The sequence below is a fragment of the Nonomuraea sp. NEAU-A123 genome (assembly GCF_018603905.1).
Classification (GTDB): domain Bacteria; phylum Actinomycetota; class Actinomycetes; order Streptosporangiales; family Streptosporangiaceae; genus Nonomuraea.
This window is the reverse complement of record NZ_JAHFZZ010000002.1, coordinates 658,442-675,507: the sequence shown is the minus strand read 5'-3', so window position 1 is coordinate 675,507 and position 17,066 is coordinate 658,442. Positions and strand designations below refer to the sequence as shown.

Genomic DNA, 17,066 nt, shown 5'->3' with positions numbered 1-17,066 from the left:
CGCTTGGCGCTCACCGGGCTGGCCGTAAAAGCGAAGGAGAAATATCCGTGAGACGGAGAGCGATAGTCGCGGCGGTGGCGGTGCTCTTAGCGGGCTTGTTCGTGAGCGTGCAGCCCGCGGCCGCTTCCGACAACGGCCTGTCGATCAGGCCCGCCATGGGATGGAGCAGTTGGAGCTTCGTGCGGCGCTGGCCCGACGAGACGAAAATGAAGGCCCAGGCCGACGCGCTCGTCAGCAGCGGCCTCGCCGCGCACGGCTACGTCTACATCAACCTCGACGACTTCTACCAGAAGTGCGACTCCAACGGCTTCCAGGTCGACGGCTTCGGGCGGTGGGCCGTCGACACCGCCAAGTTCCCCAGCGGGATCAAGGCGCTGGCCGACTATGTGCACGCGAAGGGCCTGAAGTTCGGCTTCTACGTCACGCCCGGCATCGCCAAGAACGCCGTCACCGCCAACAAGCCCATCGAGGGCACCTCGTACCACGCGCAGGACATCGCCGACACCTCGCAGACGCACAAGAACTACAACTGCAAGAACATGTACCGGCTCGACTACTCCCACCCCGGCGCGCAGCTGTTCATCAACTCGTGGGCGAACCAGATGGCCTCCTGGGGCGTCGACTACCTGAAGATCGACGGCGTGGACGCGACGACGGTCGCCGACGTCGAAGCCTGGGACAAGGCGCTGCGCCAGACCGGCCGGCCGATCAACTTCGCGCTGTCCAACAACCTGCCCATCGCCCAGGCCACCACCTGGAAGCGGCTGGCCAACAGCTGGCGCACCCAGGGCGACGTCGAGTGCTACTGCGGTCCTGGGGCGAACGGGAGCGGGTTCCCGCTCACCGACTGGTCGCACGTGTCCAGCCGGTTCGCCTCGGCGGCCTCCTGGCAGCAGTACGCCGGGCCCGGCGGCTGGAACGACTACGACTCGCTGGAGGTCGGCAACGGCGACCAGGTCGGCCTCACCGCCGACCAGCGGCGCACCCACATGACGCACTGGGCCATGATCTCCAGCCCGCTGCTGCTCGGCACCGACCTGACCGCGCTCACCTCGACCGACCTGGCCATGCTGACCAACGACCGGCTCATCGCCGTCGACCAGGACGGCGTCGCCGCCCAGCGCGTTGTGAACAGTGGTGTCAACCAGGTCTGGCGTAAACGGGAGTCGAACGGCGACTACATCGTCGCCCTCTACAACACCGGCACGTCCGGCAACTCCACGGTCAGCGTCACCTGGTCGCAAGTGGGCTTCACCGGCCCGGCCGAGGTCACGAACCTGTGGTCCGGCGGCTCCGAGGGCACCGTCGCCTCCTCCTACAGCGCCACCCTGCGCCCCGGTGAGACCCGCCTCATCCGCGCCCGGCCCACCACGGCGAGCCCCCACTACGAGGCGGAGGACGCCACGATCTCGCAGGGCGTGGTCGAGTCCAACCACGCGGGCTACTCGGGCACCGGCTTCGTCAACTACGACAACGTCGTCGGCTCGTACGTCGAGTTCGGCGTCAACGCCACCGCGGCGGGCAACGCCAACATCACCCTGAGATACGCCAACGGCACGACGGTGAACCGCCCCATGACCATCACCGCGAACGGCACCACGCTGACCCGCGACTTCCCCGGCACCGGTAACTGGGACACCTGGGCGACGGCCACGTTCACGCTGCCGCTGGTCACCGGGGCCAACACCATCCGCATGACGGCCACCACCGCCAACGGCGGCCCGAACGCGGACTACGTCGACGTATCGGCCCCCACCCCGGTCGGCACCGAGTATCAGGCGGAGAACGCGACGATCTCGCAGGGCGTGGCCGAGTCCAACCACACCGGCTTCACCGGGACCGGCTTCGTCAACTACGACAACCTCGTGGGCTCGTACGTCGAGTTCGCCGTCACCGCCGCCGCCGCGGGCGCCGGGACCCTGACGATCCGGTACGCCAACGGAACGGCGGTGGACCGGCCGATGGAGGTTGCGGTGAACGGCACGGCGGTGACCACCCAGTCGTTCCCGGCCACGGCGAACTGGGACACCTGGGCGGACGGCACGGTCGCGCTGAACCTCCAGGCAGGGGCCAACACGATCCGCCTCACCGCCACGACCGCAGGCGGCGGCCCGAACCTGGACCGCATCACGCTCGGCTGACCCCGATCACGGGCGCACGCACCCCGACCTGGCGGAGTGCGTGCGCCCGACGCCCCTTATGCGGCCCTCTCTTGAGGCGTCCTCAGCCCCTTATGCGGCCTTCGACCAGATGGCGATGCCCAGGCACATCTCGTCGCTGGTCCCCGCGCCCCAGACCACGTAGCGCGGCCGCAGCTTCTGCAACTGCGGCAGCTGCTTGCGCAGTGCGGCGTCATGCGTGCAGGTCACCCGCACCACGTCGCCCTTCTTGACCGTGACGGGCTTGGCGAGCACACGCAGCGCCTGGTCGTCGAAGTCGTACTTCGGGACGTCCAGGAGCGTCTGCGCCTTGGGCGTGCCGGGATTGAGCTCGACCTTGATGGAGCGCCCGAGCAGATGCATGTGCCCGGCCAGCGCGTGCAGCGTCACGTTGCCCGGGATGGGGATGTCGCAGTGCTGCGTCGGCCCCGGCTTGAGCGACCCGCACCTCTTGGCCAGCATCTCCGCCTGCCCGTCGGCCCCGGGACCGAACCTGCGCACCACGTCCTTGACGGCGGCGGCCCGGTCACACAGGGCGCCGGTCTCCTGCGGCGTGCACGGCAGCTCGATCGGTGCCGGGAACAGCTCGGTCTCCAGCGGCTCCAGGGGCTTGTCGGTGAGCCGCAACCGGATGCTCGACTGGTCGGAGCCGGGGTTGCCGTTGGCGTTGAGGGTGTTGTAGTGGATCTGCATGACGAGCTTGCTGCCGGGCGGCAGCGCGTAGCCGTAGCGCGGATTCAGCAGCGTCTCGTTGGTGCCCGGCGCCCAGTGCGCCACCCAGGAGGCGTCGTCCACGCCCGCGTCGCCGAAGCACGTCCAGCCCTGACCGGGGGTGCCGTCATCGAGCGCCTTCGCCTTCGCGACCTGCTCAGGCCCGAGCCTGAAGAAGATCGCGTGGTGCACGATGTCGGCATTCTGCGGCTGGAACTGGGCTCCGGTCAGGAACGCCTGGCTGGTCAGCTTGGGGTCGATCATGAAGCACCGGTAGTCGTCGGTGCCGCCGTTGGGGCCGCTCGGCGTGTAGGCCTCGGCCATGGTCAGGGATTCGAACCGCTCGCCGGCCCGTAATGGGGCGGCCACCGGCGTGGCCTTGGCCCCATGGCTACCGGCGTGGCTCGTGTGGGTCGCCGGGGTGGCCGTCGTGGCCGTCCCACACGAGGCGAGCAGGGCGACCAAGGCGAACGCGGCGGCAGCCCGGGCTAGTCGAATCATGGCCCTACCGTCTCGCGGATGCCGCCGCAGGACATCCACCCCCGGTATGTTCTTCGTCCTCCCCTGGTATGACAGCCTCTCTCCGCCTTGGAACACCCTGGAACGCCTTGTCGGGTGAGGTCGCGACGGCGCGGCCACATGTCTCGTGACACCTGAGGAGAGCGGTGACGGAGCACACCAGGGCATATACGCCCTCGATCGAGAAGCGCAGACTTGTCGATCGGATATACCTGCACGCCGTAACCAGGCCCACGCAGGTCGCAGTGGAATGCGGCACGCGATCACTCACCTACGCGGCCCTCGCCGGAAAAATGGAGGAACGCGTCGGAACGCTGTCCGGCGCGGTGGGGCCGGGCAGGTTCACGGCGATCGAACGGCGCAGGTCCATCGAGTTCGTGGTGGACTTCCTGGCGGTACTGGCGCTCGACGGCGTTCCCGTGCCCATCGACCCCGACCTGCCCACCCGCCGCAAGGAGACCCTGCTCGGCCTGATCAGGCCCGGCGTCGTGCTGCGTGACGCGGCGGCGCTTCCCGAGGCGCTGTCGCGTGATGCGGCGGCGGTCTCTGGGGTGGTGTCGCGTGATGCGGCGGCGGTTTCTGGGGTGGTGTCGCGTGATGCGGCGGCGATCCCCGGAGTGGTCTCACGTGACGCGGCGAAGCCGACCGGCCCTGGCGAGCTCGGCTCCGGCGAGCTCGGCGCGGCTGCAATCGCGGACGGGGCGTACGTGTTCTTCACCTCCGGTTCCACCGGACGGCCGAAGCCGGTGCTGGGCTCGGCCGCCGCGCTGACCTCGTTCCTCGCCTGGCAGTGCGCCGAGTTCGGCGTCGAGCCGGGGGACCGGGTCGCGTTCCTGACCGCGCTGAGTTTCGACGTGGCGGTCCGCGACGTCTTCCTGCCCCTGTGGGCCGGGGCGACGCTGGTCATCCCGGCCCTGCGCGAGGCCGACTCGCCGGAGGCGACCGTGGCCTGGCTGCGGCACAGCCGCGTCAGCGTCGTCAACGCGGTGCCGTCGGTGGCCCGCGGCTGGCTGCGGCACGGCCGTACCCGGTGCGAGTCCATGCGGACGGTGTTCTTCGCCGGGGAGCCGTTGGACGCCGCCCTGCTGGAGGAGTGGCAGCTCGTGTTCCCCGGCACCCGCACCCGCGTCAATCTGTACGGCACCACCGAGACCACGCTGCCCAAGATCTGGAAGCGGCTGCCCGTCTCCGGGCGGTTCACGGGCGATCTCCCGGTGGGCGAGCCCGTTCCGCATACGCGCTTCTGCCTCATCGACCCCGCCGGGCTGTTCGACGCCGCCCTTGTCCGTGCGGCGCTGCGGAACCCGGCGGCCGAGGGCGAGATTGTTTTGGTGAGCCCGTACACCGGCCACGGCTACGTGGGGATGCCCGAGGAGACGGCGGCCCGTTTCGCCGACCTCGGCGACGTCACCGCCTACCGCACAGGTGATCTCGGCCGCGTGTCCGACGCCGGGGAACTCGTCGTCCTCGGGCGGGCCGACGACGAGCTGAAGGTCAACGGTGTACGCATCCACCCCGCCGAAGTGGCTGCGGCGATCCGCGCCTGCGGGCCGGTCAGCGACGTCCACGTGACCGCGGAGCGGTCGGCCGGGCGGGCCCGCCTGACGGCGTACGTCGTCCCCGCGAAGGGCCGGGACCTCGACCTGCTCGCGTTGCGGCGCGCCCTGACCACGACGCTTCCCCTGGCCATGGTCCCCACCGCACTGGTCGAGCTGGCCGAGCTCCCGTCCCTCCCCAACGGCAAGATCGACCGTACGGCCCTGCGCCTGCTCGCCCGGCCCGGCGCGTCTCCGGGAAGCCCCACGATGGAGCCGACCGCGCGACCCATCACGGCGCCGGAGCTCAACCGCCGACCCGTCGCAGCGGAAAGCCCACCGGACGAGCGGTCTGTCGTGGCGGGGGGCTCGTGGGACGATCGGCCTGTCGTGGCCGGGAGCCCAGGGGGCCAGCAGTCCGTGGCGGAGGAGAGCCGCCCGGACCCGCGATCCGTCACTGTGCGGGAGAGTTCAGCGGACTTGGGAGCCGCTGCGGTGCGGGCGAATTCCGCGGAGGCCGGAGCGTACGTCGCTTCGGACGGTGACGTGGAGCGGTGGCTTGCCGATCGGTGGGCCGAGCTGTTCGAGGTCGGCGCGGTCTCCGCGGGCGACGACTTCTTCGCGCTCGGCGGCGACTCCATCTCGGCGATGCAGCTCGTCTCCCGCATCCGGCGCGACCTCGGCGTCACCCTGTCCGTGCGCGACATCTTCGCCGCGGCCACCGTCACCGCCATCGCCCGGGAGATAGCCGACCGACGGCTGCTGGCGATGGACGCCGACGAGCTGCTGGCCATGCTGGAGAGCGTCGAGCAGGACGCCTTGGACGCGGTCATGGAGGGCTCCTCCGACGCGGCCGGGCAGGACGTCTCCGACGCTACCCGGCAGGGTCGCTCCGTCGCGGTCGTTCAGGGACTCTCCGACGTGGGCGAGCGGGACGTATCCGGCAGGCCGGATGGATGCGGGAGTCTGACGGACGGATGCGAGAGGGGTGCCGCATGACGCCCACCGCGTTGGCCGAACGGTTGTCACGCCTCTCACCCGAACAGCGGGCCAGGCTGAGCCGCCTGGCGGCCACCCGTACCGCCGCCGTGCCCGCCCCCATCCCGCGCCTGGACCGGAGCACCGGCCGGCTGCCCATGTCGTTCGCGCAGCGACGTCTGCACTTCCTGCAGAACCTCGACCCGGCCAGCCCGGCCTACAACGTCGTCCAGGCCATGCGGCTGACCGGTCCGCTGGATACCGGGGCCCTGCGCGACGCCCTGGCGACCGTGGTGGACCGTCACGAGGTCCTGCGCACCACCTGTTCATCCGACGGTGCGGAACCCGAACTGGTCCTGGCCCCACCCGGTCACGGCCCGTCCCTCGACGTCATCGACCTTACAGACGCCGACCGGCCGGACGCCGCCCGGGCCGAGCTGCCGGGCGCCGTGCGGGAGGTGTTCGCCGCGCAGGCGGAATGCCCCTTTCGTCTTGACAGCGAGTTCCCGCTGCGGGCCACGCTCGTCCGGCTGGCCGACGACGACCACGCACTGCTGCTCGTCACGCACCACATCGCGACGGACGCGTGGTCGTCGCGGCAGCTCGTCCGCGATCTCTTCGACGCCTACGCCGGCCACGAGCTCGCCCCGCTTCCGGTCCAGTACGCCGACGTGGCCGCCTGGCAGCGCGAACGCCTGACCGACGACGTCGTACGCGACCACCTCCACCACTGGCGTGAACGGCTGGCCGACATGCCGCCCATCCTGGAACTCCCGCTGGACCGGCCACGCCCCGCGATCCGCTCCGACCGCGGCGCCGAGCTCGACTTCACGCTCGACCGCCGGACCTGCCGCCGCCTGCGGGAGGTGGCGCGGGAAGCTTCCGTGACCCCGTTCGTGCTCCTGCTCACCGCCTTCGGGTACGTCCTGCACCGGCACTGCGCCACGGAGGACGTCGTGGTCGGCGTGCCCGTCTCCGGCCGGGACCGCCCCGAAGCCGAGCGACTGGTGGGCTGCTTCATCAACACCCTGCCGCTCCGGCTCGACCTGGGCCCGGCGCCGACCTGCCGCGAGCTCGTGCGGCGGGTCGGCGAGCGGGCGCTGGACGCCTACGACCATCAGGAGCTGCCGTTCGAGCGGCTGGTGGCGGAGCTGGCGCCCGAGCGGGACCTCGGCGCGGGTCAGCTCGTCCAGGTGATGTTCAACTACCACACCGCCACCGACCTCGGTGAGAACCTGCCCGGCCTCGCGGTGACCCCGTTGCGGGCAGGGAACGCGCGGGCCCGGTTCGACCTGTCCTGCGCGGTGGTCGAGACGAAGGGGGAGCTGCGGGTCACGCTGACGTACGCGGCGGAGCTGCTGTCGCGCGAGCTGGTGGAGCGCCTCGGCGGCCACTTCGCCGAGGTTGTCGGCGCCCTGCTCACCGGTCCGCCCCTGACCGGGCTGGACGCGCCGATAGCCGCGCTGCCCGCCGTCCCGGCCGGGGATCTGGAGACGGTACGGCCGGCGCCGGCCGGGCCGCCGCACTTCGACGAGGCCGCGACCCTGCTGGCCCGGTTCGAGGCGTACGCGGCGCTCGAGCCCGGACGGGACGCGGTCCGGTGCCGCGACGACGTGGCCGGCTACGGCGAGCTGAACGAGCGGGCGAACCGGCTGGCCAGGCACCTGGTGACCGAAGGAGTGGGGCCCGGCGACCTGGTGGCCCTGCTGTTCGAGCGCTCCGTGGACCATGTCGTCGCGATGCTGGCCGCGCAGAAGGCGGGGGCGGCGTACGTGCCGCTCGATCCGGCGGCGCCGGCGAGCCACCTCACGGCGGTCATCGCCGAGTCACGCGCGAAGGTGCTGCTGACCCACGCCGAAGTCGACCACGCGCCGATCGAGACGGCCGGTTCGGACGGGGGGCCGGTCCGGGCCGTGGTGCTGGAGGAGATCGGCGGGATCCTGGCCGGTTATCCCGGGACGGACCTGGGGCGGCGGATCGCCCGGGATGAGGCCATGTACGTGGTGTTCACCTCGGGGTCCACCGGACGGCCGAAGGGGGTGGTGGTCGAGCACGGCAGCTTCACCAACTACCTCACCGCGATCCTCACCCGCCTGGACGTGCCGGAGAGGCTGCACTTCGCGCTCGTGTCCACACTCGCCGCCGATCTCGGGCTGACGAACCTGTACGGGGCGCTGGCCACCGGCGGGACCGTGCACATGCTGCCGTACGAGTGGGCGGTCGATCCCGAGCAGTTGGCCGGCTACTTCCGGCGGCACCCGATCGACTTCATGAAGCTCGTGCCGAGCCACCTCCAGGCCGTCCGTGACGCGGGGCTGCTGGCGGCGGTCGTCCCGGCGCGCTACCTCGTCCTCGCGGGGGAGGCGTGCCCGTGGGAGCTCGTGGACGCCGTCCGCGAGGTCCGGCCGGACTGTTCGATCTGGAACAACTACGGGCCATCGGAGACCACGGTCGCGGTGCTCGCCCACCGCGTCCCGGCCGGGCGCGGCGGTCGTGGCGGGCCGGTCGTGCCTCTGGGGAGTCCGCTCGACAATGTGCGGGTGCGCGTGGTGGACGCGCGGCTGCGCCCGGTGCCCGTGGGGGCGGCGGGGGAGTTGCTGATCAGCGGCGCGGGGGTCGCCCGCGGGTACCTGTCCGAGGGGGACGGGTTCATCCGGGACCCGTTCGACGCGGGCGCCCTGGCGTACCGGTCGGGGGATCGGGGGCGGCTGCTGCCCGATGGGGTGTTCGAGTTCCTCGGGCGGCTGGACCGGCAGGTGAAGATCCGCGGGTACCGGGTCGAGCCGGGCTATGTCGAGGCCGTGCTGCGGGGGCATCCGGGCATCGGTGACGCCGCCGTCGTGGTCCGGCACGACGAGGAGGGGCGGGCCCGGCTGGTGGCGTACTGCGTCATGCGCGGGGACGGTCCGGCGCCGCACGAGTACGCCCGCGCGAAGCTGCCGCCGTACATGGTGCCCGCGGCCTTCGTGGAGATGGACCGGCTGCCGATCACCCCGAACGGGAAGCTCGACTGGCGCGCGCTCCCCGAGCCGGGGCCCGGCATCGCGGGCGACCGGCCGTCGGCGCCACCGCGCGACGGGGCCGACGAGCGCCTGGCCGGGATCTGGTGCGAGGTGCTCGGGCTGGCGGAGGTGGGGATCGACGACGATTTCTTCGCGCTCGGCGGCGACTCCTTCTCGGCCATGCGGCTGGCCCGGCAGATCGGCGACGGGTTGCGGGTCGCGGCGATCTTCCAGCACCCGACGATCCGCGAGCTGGCCGACCTGCTCAAGGGCGAAAACCCCAAAGGCGGGCTCCTCGTACGGCTGCCGGGCGCGACGGCGACCCCGGCGAGGACGACGGCGGCCACCGTGGTGGCGGTGCCCTTCGGCGGCGGGAACGCGGCCGCCTACGGCGAACTCGCCCGGGCCCTGCCGCCCGAGTTCCCCCTGCTCGCCGTCGACCTGCCAGGACACGACTTCGGCGACCCGTCTGCCTCGATGGAGCCGCTCGACACGCTGGCGGCCCGGTGCGTCGCCGAGATCCGCGCGACCGTCCAGGGCCCCGTCATCGTGTACGGCCACTGCCTCGGCGCCGCGCTGGCCTTCGACATCGCCCAGCGGCTGGAGGCCGGGGGCGGGGACGTCGTCGGCGTGGTGTTCGGGGGCGCGTTCCCGGCGCCGCGCCTGCCGGGACGGCTCTTCGACCTGTGGGCCAGGCTCCTGCCCAGCGACCGCTGGCGATCCGACCGCCTCTATCGCGACACACTGCGCGGCATCGGCGGGCTCACCGACAGCCTGGACCCGGAGGAGCAGGCGTTCATCCTGCGCGCCCTCAGGCACGACTCCCGGCAGGCCGAACAGTTCTACACCGAGCACTGCCACGCCGCGGACCGTCCCCGCACGCTGCACGCGCTGAGCGTGGTCGGCGAGCGGGACCGGCTCACCGAGTTCCACGAGGAACGGCACCGCGAGTGGGACCTGCTGTGCGCCGACACCGAGCTGGAGGTGATCCCGGACGCCGGGCACTTCTTTCTCAAGCACCAGGCCGCCGAGCTCGCCGCCATCCTCACCCGCTGGTTCGAGCGGCGGCAGCAGGAGCCCGCGCAAGAGAAACCGATTGTCCCGCTGGCCGCCTCGGGTCTGTGGGGATTCCTGCTCGTCACGCTCGGCCAGCTCGTCTCCATGCTCGGCACCCGTGCCCTGGCGTTCGGCCTCGGGGTGTGGGTGTATCTGGAGACGGGCAGCGCCACGCAGTTCTCCGTCATCCTGGTCTGCGGGCTGCTGCCCGCGCTGCTGGTGCTGCCGTTCGCGGGCGCGGCGGCCGACCGATGGAACCGCCGCCTGGTGATGATCACCGGTGATCTGGTGGCCGTCGGCGGGAGCGGGTTCTGCCTGGTCATGTACGCCACGGGGTCGCTGGAGGTGTGGCAGCTCTACATCGCCACGGGTCTCAGCTCGATCGCGGGGTCCTTCCAGCAGCCGGCCTACCTGGCGGCGACCACGCAACTGGTCCCCAAGCAGTACCTCGGCCGGACCAACGGCGTCACCCAGGCCCTGGTCGCGCTGAGCCAGGCCGGGGGACCGCTGCTCGGCGGCGCGCTGATCGTGCTGATCGGGCTCGGCGGCGTGCTGGTGGTGGACCTGGCGACGGTGTTCGTCTCGCTGCTCACGCTGTTCGTCGTACGGTTCCCCGACACGCTGTTCCGCAGGCGGGAGGAGACGATCTGGAAGGAGATCTCCAACGGCGTCCGCTACATCGCCCGGCGTCCCAGCTTCGTGGCGATGATCGTCTTCTTCCTGGCGTTCAACCTCATGCTCGGTTTCGCCATCGCCCTCACCCCGCCGCTGGTGCTGTCGTTCGCGTCCGCCGCCACGCTGACCGTCGCCTCCGTGGTCGGCGCCGTGGGCGGGATCGCGGGGGGAGTGGCCATGGCGTTCTGGGGCGGGTTCGAACGGCGGGCCACGGGGATGGTGGGGTTCACCCTGCTGACGGGTGCCGGCATGATCCTGGTGGGCCTGCTGCCCTCGGCGCTGTTCCTGGCCGTGGGACTGGCCGCCATCGCCGCCTCCCTCGCGCTGCTCAACGGCCACTGGCAGACCATGATCCAGACGAAGGTCGGGATGGAGCTGCAGGGCCGGATCCTGGCCAGCAACCGCATGATCGCCAACCTCACGGAACCGCTCGGCTACCTCTGCGCCGGTCGGCTCGCCGACGCGTTCTTCGAACCGGCGATGCGCGAGGGCGGCTGGCTGAGCGGGACCGCGGGCACCGTGCTGGGCACCGGGCCCGGCCGGGGCATGGCGCTCATGATCGTCGTCCTCGGTGCCGCCCAGATCGCGCTGGCGGTGTACGGCCTGCGCTGGCGCAAGCTGCGCTACATGGAGGACGTCCTGCCGGACGCCGTTCCCGGAGCCGTGGTCACCTGGGACCGCGACGCGTTGCAACGGGAGGCGGACCTGCTGCTCGACACAGAACGGCACGCTCGGCGGTAGAACGGCGGCGGCCCGCTCAACCGTGGATCTCAGCTGTAGATCACCGACAGGAAGCGCACCAGCACCGCCTCCCGCGTGGCCGTGGGCAGCGCGTCCAGGACCGCGTTGACCAGCGCCATCTCCGGCTGCCCCGCGCCGGGCCGCAGGTCCACCCCGACCGCCGCGGCCAGCTCGGCGAAGGCCGCGTCGTCCAGTTCCGCCAGATCCAGGTTCACGACCAGGTCGATCAGCCCGTCGGGGAGTACGGCGGGGCCGCGGACCCGGGCGGCCGCCGCCGACTCGCCGATGACCTTCAGCAGCGCCTCGATCCCCGAGAGCGTCACCCCGGTGACCGTGATGTGCAGGTTGGCCGGGATGCCCGCGTAGGACAGTTGCGGCTGGAGGAACCAGCCCCGCCGCCGGGCCTCGTCGGCCAGGACGAACACGTCGAGTTCCGACGACGTGAACGCCACCAGCGAGGTCTCCGGCTCGCCCAGCACCCGCAGGCCCGGGACCGCCGCGATGCCCGCGCGCAACCTGGCCGTCGCCTCCAGCGTGGCCCGGCCCAGCGCCAGGTAGCCGTCGCGGCCCAGGGCCTGGAGCGTGGCCCACGCGCCGCCGAGCGACCCCGCCGACCTGGAGCTCTGCACGGTGGCGTTGATGACCGTGTAGCCGGGCCAGGCGGCCGAGGCGAAGTACGCCCTGCGGCGCATCGCCGGGTCGGCGAACAGCACGACCGAGGCGCCCTTCGGCGCGTAGCCGAACTTGTGCAGGTCACAGGAGAGCGACGTGACCCCCGGCACCGACAGGTCGAACGCCGGGACCGCCGCGCCCGCCGCCCGCAGCCACGGCAGCAGCCACCCGCCCACGCACGCGTCCACATGGCAGCAGACGCCCGCCGCGGCGGCCACGGCGGCGATCTCCCCGATCGGGTCGATCACGCCCTGCGGGTACGACGGCGCCGAGGCGACGACCAGGACGGTGTCATCGTCCATGGCCGCCGCCACGGCCCGCGCGTCGGCCTTGAACGTGGCCGGATCGACCGGCACCGGCCTGACCTCGAGGCCGAGGTAGTGCGCCGCCTTGTGGAAGGCCGGATGCGCGGTGACGGGGAGCACCAGGTTGGGGCGGGCCCGCCCGGCCGCGTCACGGGCGGCCTTCACCGCCAGCATGATCGACTCGGTGCCGCCGCTGGTGAAGATGCCGTGGCCGCCGCCCAGCAGGTCGGCGACGGCGCCGACGACCTGCTTCTCCATCTCCACCACGCTGGGGAACGCCGTCGGGTCGAGGCTGTTGACCTCCAGCATCTCCGCGTAGGCGCGGGCCGCCGCCTCGTGCACCTCGTCGCGGCCGGTGTCGTAGACGTAGGCGGTCACCTGGCCGCCCCTGACCGGCAGGTCGTGCTCTTTGAGCCTGGCCACCTCGGCCAGCAGATCCTCGGTGGTCCTCCCGGTGTCGGGCAGGTTCACGCGTTCTCCTCGTGTCGGTCCTCGTTCCGGGCGACCCGGCCGTACCAGACGATGAACGGCAGGCTGATCAGCATGAGCGCGGCGGGCAGCGCGGTGAAGCCCGTCAGCAGTCCGGTCAGGGCGGCGGGCGGCTGCGCGACAGGCGCCTCGACCGGCGCGGACACGAACCCCGACACCGCCAGCACCAGCGCGAACAGGCCGGGACCGAGCGCCAGCCCGGCCGTCTCGCCCGCCGTCCACAGCCCGGTGAACGCGCCCGCCTGCGCGTGCCCCGTGCGGGCCGTGTCGGCGTGCACGGTGTCGGGCAGCAGCGACAGCGGCAGCAGTTGCAGCCCCGCGTAACAGGCTCCGGCCAGCGCGGTCAGCGCCAGCGTCGCCACCAGGGACCGCGCGGCGATCGCCGGGACGAGCGCCAGCGCCGCGAGCCCGAAGCCCAGCGTCGCGGCCAGGTAGCAGCGCACGGGCCCGTGGGTGCGGGCCAGCCGTGCCCACAGGGGTACGGCCGGCATGCTCGGGGCGACAAGGCAGACGAACATCACCGAGGTCAGGCCGTAGTCGCCGAGCCGGTAGGAGGCCACGTACGGCGCGCCCGCCAGCATCACCGCGACCCCCAGCGCCTGCGTGACGAACGCCGCCAGCAGCGCGAAGAACGGCGTGTTGCCCCGTGCCATGCGGAACGCGGCCACCGGGCCGAGCTGCCGCGGACCCGGCCGCGAGGTCACCCAGCGGGTGGCCAGCGTCGCGGTGACCAGCGCGGCGGCCATGACCGCGCCGATCGTGACGCCCATGACCGCGTAGCCGGGCCGGCCGCCACCGGCCAGGTCCACCACCGCGGGGGCCAGCCCGCCCGCGACCAGGATGCCGACGGTCAGGCAGACGACCCGCCACGACATGACCCTGGTCCGCTCGGCCCGGCTCGCCGACATCTCGGCGGGCAGCGCCACGTAAGGCACCTGGAAGCAGGCGAACGCCGTCGCGGCCACCAGGAACGCCACCCCCGCCCAGAGCGCGCCGGGCGCGGCGTCCGGTACGGCGAACATCAACGCGAACGCCACGGGCAGCGTGGCCGCCCCGGTCAGCAGCAGCCGGGTCCGCCGGCCGGTCCGTACGGCCTCGCGGTCACTGGCGGCGCCGACGAGCGGGTTGAGCAGCACGTCCCAGATCTTCGGCGCGACCAGCACGGCACCCGCGGCGGCGGCCGGCACGCCCAGCATGTCGGTCAGGTAGTAGAGCAGCAGCAGCCCGGGAACGGCCGAGAACACCCCGGTGCCCACGGAGCCCGCGCCGTAGCCGAGTAACCGGCTCCGGGCGAGCCGCTCGCTCGCCGGCGCGGTGGTCACGGGAGTTGGCCGGGGAGCGCGAGCGCGCGGTGCAGGGTCAGGTGCAGGTGGGCGCGGAAGCGCCGCAGCGCCACCCGGTCGCTGCCGCCCCTGCGATGGCCCTCCTCGTCCAGCACGCCGCCCTTGGCGAACCCGTGCACGCACCAGATCACCGACCACATGGTGTACTCCAGGTCGATCGCGTCGTCGATCACCCCGGCCTCGACCGCGGGACGCAGAGCATCGGTCACCATGGCCACCAGCGGCTGGACGTACTGGCGTTCCAGCTCGGTGAGGTCGCTGGCGTCGGAGAGCCAGCGGTGCATCCACAGCGCCGGCACCTCGGGATGGCACACGCAGAAGTCGATGTAGTCGTCGATCAGCCGGTGGATCCCGGTGACCGGGTCGTCGCCCGGCAATCGGGCCAGCGGCCCTTCCAGGGCCGCGCGTTCGGCCTGGTGGGCGCGCTCCATCACGGCGAGGTAGAGCTCCCGCTTGCCGCCCACGTGGTAGTTGACAGTGGCGATGTTCAGGCCCGCCGCGTCGGCGATCTGCCGGGTGGAGGTGCCGTCGTAACCGAGCGCCGCGAAGAGCTGCGTCGCGACCTTCAAGATCACGGCGACCTGGCCGTTTTCTGTCATGTGAGCGAACCTAGTTCGGCCACGCGACTCCGTCAATCACTTGATGGAGTCACTTTAGGTGCCATCTCAATTACTTCTCGTGACATGATCGGGAGTGGCTGTTACTGCTAATCCATGACCATCTTCTCAGGGCGGTTCGTGGTCCCACTTCTCACGATTCTCCTGCTTGTCCCGCCGGTCGGCGCCTCCGCGACCGCGCTGCCCCACCCGATGTCGGAAGATGTCGCCCGTACGGCACTCGACGGGCTGACCGTCGCCGAGAGGGGCTCGCTCGATGGCTACAGCCACATCCGCTTCATGCCCGAATGGGCCCCACAGTGGGGCATGTGCGACACCCGAGAGATCGTCCTGAATCGTGATGGCGAGGCCGTCGAGCGCGACGCGTCCTGCCGGGTCGTCGCCGGCACCTGGTACAGCCAGTACGACGGCAAGGTGCTCACCAGCGAGGCCAAGATCGACGTCGACCACCTCGTCCCCCTGGCCAACGCCTGGCGTTCGGGCGCGAACACCTGGAGCGACGCCCGCCGCCACGCCTTCGCCAACGACCTGACCCGCCCCGAACTGATCGCCGTCAGCGCCACCGCCAACATCGCCAAGGGCGGCAGCACCCCGGTCACCTGGCGCCCGCCGCTCAACGGCTACTGGTGCACGTACGCCCGGTCGTGGGTCACCGTCAAGCGCCACTACGCGCTGCGCATCACGAAGGAGGAGAAGGCCGCGCTGATCGAGATGCTCGACACCTGTCGATAGGGTCGGGCGATGTTCACCGTGGAACACCGCCACCAGGCGCGGGCCCGGCTGATCGAGCGGGCCCGCCGGGACGACCGGATCACCGGCGCCGCGCGGGCTACGGGATGCGGGGCACACCTCGCATGGGGACAGACCGGCCACCCCACCGAGGAGCTTGCGATCGAGGCGACCCCCGCGGGGCGCACCCTCCTGTGGCGCCACAACGCGTACGTGCTCAGCAGCGGCGGGATCCGGGTTTTCTTCGGCGGCGAGATCCGCGACGTGTCGCTCCTGGAGCGGTACCGTGCCGAACACCCGCCGGTCGACCTGGCGCTGCTGCCGGTCAACGGGCTGCGGGTGTTCGCCGGGCCGCCGATCGTCATGGGTCCCGAGCAGGCCGTCGCCGGGAGCGGCGCCCTGGGGGCCCGTGTGCTCGTCCCCGTGCACGACGCCCACGGCGACGACGACCTGCTCGCTCGCGTGATCCGCCGCAACGGCACCGGAATCGAGGCCAAGTCCCTGGCGGACGCCCGCGAGGAGGGACCCGACGTGGTGAACCTGCCGACGGGACACCGGTGGACCTACCCGGCGGCCAGCCGGTCGTGATCGACAATAGGGAGGTCAGAGCCCAGCAAGAGGAGAACGGCATGGCCATCGCCGCGTACACCGTGACCGCACCCGTCGCCGAGCACGGGGAGGGCCCCGTATGGTCCGAGAGCTGGGGCGGGCTCCGGTTCGTCGACATGCTGGCCGGTGACGTGCTGGCGCTCGATCCGGACGGCACGGTCCGCCGCCGCCACGTCGGCGCGGTCGCGGCGACCATCCGCCCGCGCGCCGCGGGCTCCGTTTCCGGGGGTTACGTTTGCGAAGGTTACGTGGTCGCGGCGGAGCGGGAGCTGCTGCTGTCCGACTCCGACGAGCTGGACGCCCCGCTGCGCTCGCTGGGCGAGGCGTGGAGCGATCCGTCGGTACGGATGAACGACGGCGGCTGCGACCCCGACGGCCGCTTCTACATCGGCAGCATGGCCTACGACGAGACCCCCGGCCGCGGCTCTCTGTACGTGGCCGAGCCCGGCGGCGGGCTGCGCGTGGTGCTGCCGGAGGTCACGATCTCCAACGGCCTGGACTTCAGCCCCGGCGGTGACCTCGCCTACTACGCCGACACGGCCACCGGCCGGATCGACGTCCTGGACTACGACCGCGAGCATGGGCTGACCGGGCGGCGGCCGTTCGCGGTCGTGGACCCGGCCGACGGCGCTCCCGACGGGCTCACGGTCGACGCCGAGGGCGGCGTGTGGGTGGCTTTGTGGGGAGGCGCCGCGGTGCACCGCTACGGCCCGGAGGGCAGTCTCGACGCCGTCATCCGGCTTCCGGTGCGCAAGGTCACCGCGGTCACCTTCGGCGGCGCGAACCTCGACCAGCTGTTCATCACCACCTCAGCCCTCGACGTCGACCGAACGGATCAGCCGGCCGCGGGCGCACTCTTCGCGGCCGACCCCGGCGTACCCGGCCGCCCCGTCCTGCCGTGCACGCTCTGACGGGACGGTTGGCGT

At 71.9% G+C, this 17,066-nt stretch carries 10 protein-coding genes; 6 read left to right on the top strand and 4 right to left on the bottom strand.

All coding sequences use genetic code 11. The features are described from left to right. Window positions 1–47 precede the first annotated feature (47 nt). Window positions 48–2,141 (top strand): carbohydrate-binding protein, encoded by a 2,094-nt coding sequence (locus KLK06_RS07245; RefSeq protein ID WP_214634511.1) that lies wholly within the window; start codon window positions 48–50, stop codon window positions 2,139–2,141. A gap of 90 nt (window positions 2,142–2,231) precedes the next feature. Here the strand turns inward: KLK06_RS07245 and KLK06_RS07240 are convergent, their stop codons facing one another. Beyond that, complete coding sequence (locus KLK06_RS07240; protein WP_214634510.1) at window positions 2,232–3,371, bottom strand: monooxygenase; 1,140 nt, start codon at window positions 3,369–3,371, stop codon at window positions 2,232–2,234. Between the two features lie 164 nt (window positions 3,372–3,535). Between KLK06_RS07240 and KLK06_RS07235 the strand changes: the two genes are divergently transcribed. Together KLK06_RS07235 and KLK06_RS07230 are read left to right on the top strand one after the other, a co-directional pair. Continuing rightward, on the top strand, window positions 3,536–5,923 hold the full coding sequence (locus KLK06_RS07235) for a non-ribosomal peptide synthetase (protein WP_214634509.1): 2,388 nt from the start codon (window positions 3,536–3,538) through the stop codon (window positions 5,921–5,923). Continuing rightward, on the top strand, window positions 5,920–11,376 hold the full coding sequence (locus KLK06_RS07230; RefSeq protein ID WP_214634508.1) for a non-ribosomal peptide synthetase/MFS transporter: 5,457 nt from the start codon (window positions 5,920–5,922) through the stop codon (window positions 11,374–11,376). The genes KLK06_RS07235 and KLK06_RS07230 overlap by 4 nt, the downstream gene beginning before the upstream one ends. Before the next feature lie 29 nt (window positions 11,377–11,405). Here KLK06_RS07230 and KLK06_RS07225 read toward each other — a convergent pair whose 3' ends face one another. Genes KLK06_RS07225 through KLK06_RS07215 form a run of 3 tightly spaced genes read right to left on the bottom strand, consistent with a single transcriptional unit; the run spans window position 11,406 to window position 14,784 of the window. Beyond that, window positions 11,406–12,824: an aspartate aminotransferase family protein gene (locus KLK06_RS07225; protein WP_214634507.1), complete on the bottom strand. Its 1,419-nt coding sequence runs from the start codon at window positions 12,822–12,824 to the stop codon at window positions 11,406–11,408. After that, on the bottom strand, window positions 12,821–14,164 hold the full coding sequence (locus tag KLK06_RS07220; RefSeq protein ID WP_214634506.1) for an MFS transporter: 1,344 nt from the start codon (window positions 14,162–14,164) through the stop codon (window positions 12,821–12,823). Before KLK06_RS07220 ends, KLK06_RS07225 begins: the two co-directional genes overlap by 4 nt. Then, window positions 14,161–14,784 (bottom strand): TetR/AcrR family transcriptional regulator, encoded by a 624-nt coding sequence (locus KLK06_RS07215; protein ID WP_214634505.1) that lies wholly within the window; start codon window positions 14,782–14,784, stop codon window positions 14,161–14,163. Before KLK06_RS07215 ends, KLK06_RS07220 begins: the two co-directional genes overlap by 4 nt. Before the next feature lie 114 nt (window positions 14,785–14,898). On the opposite strand from KLK06_RS07215, the gene KLK06_RS07210 reads away from it, so the two are divergent. From KLK06_RS07210 to KLK06_RS07200, 3 genes are read left to right on the top strand one after another with little or no spacing between them, the layout of a single operon-like run. Beyond that, window positions 14,899–15,534: an HNH endonuclease family protein gene (locus KLK06_RS07210; RefSeq protein ID WP_214634504.1), complete on the top strand. Its 636-nt coding sequence runs from the start codon at window positions 14,899–14,901 to the stop codon at window positions 15,532–15,534. Between the two features lie 9 nt (window positions 15,535–15,543). Next, window positions 15,544–16,119, top strand: a complete 576-nt coding sequence (locus tag KLK06_RS07205; RefSeq protein ID WP_214634503.1) for an MBL fold metallo-hydrolase — start codon at window positions 15,544–15,546, stop codon at window positions 16,117–16,119. 41 nt (window positions 16,120–16,160) lie between these two features. Beyond that, window positions 16,161–17,051, top strand: coding sequence for an SMP-30/gluconolactonase/LRE family protein (locus KLK06_RS07200; protein ID WP_214634502.1), 891 nt, complete (start codon window positions 16,161–16,163; stop codon window positions 17,049–17,051). Window positions 17,052–17,066 lie beyond the last annotated feature (15 nt).

What these genes read in the sequence shown, in the direction of transcription:
- KLK06_RS07210 (WP_214634504.1), top strand. Translation starts at nt 14,899, where the DNA reads ATGACCATCTTCTCAGGGCGGTTCGTGGTCCCACTTCTCACGATTCTC.
- KLK06_RS07240 (WP_214634510.1), bottom strand. Translation starts at nt 3,371, where the DNA reads ATGATTCGACTAGCCCGGGCTGCCGCCGCGTTCGCCTTGGTCGCCCTG.
- KLK06_RS07230 (WP_214634508.1), top strand. Translation starts at nt 5,920, where the DNA reads ATGACGCCCACCGCGTTGGCCGAACGGTTGTCACGCCTCTCACCCGAA.
- KLK06_RS07215 (WP_214634505.1), bottom strand. Translation starts at nt 14,784, where the DNA reads ATGACAGAAAACGGCCAGGTCGCCGTGATCTTGAAGGTCGCGACGCAG.
- KLK06_RS07200 (WP_214634502.1), top strand. Translation starts at nt 16,161, where the DNA reads ATGGCCATCGCCGCGTACACCGTGACCGCACCCGTCGCCGAGCACGGG.
- KLK06_RS07205 (WP_214634503.1), top strand. Translation starts at nt 15,544, where the DNA reads ATGTTCACCGTGGAACACCGCCACCAGGCGCGGGCCCGGCTGATCGAG.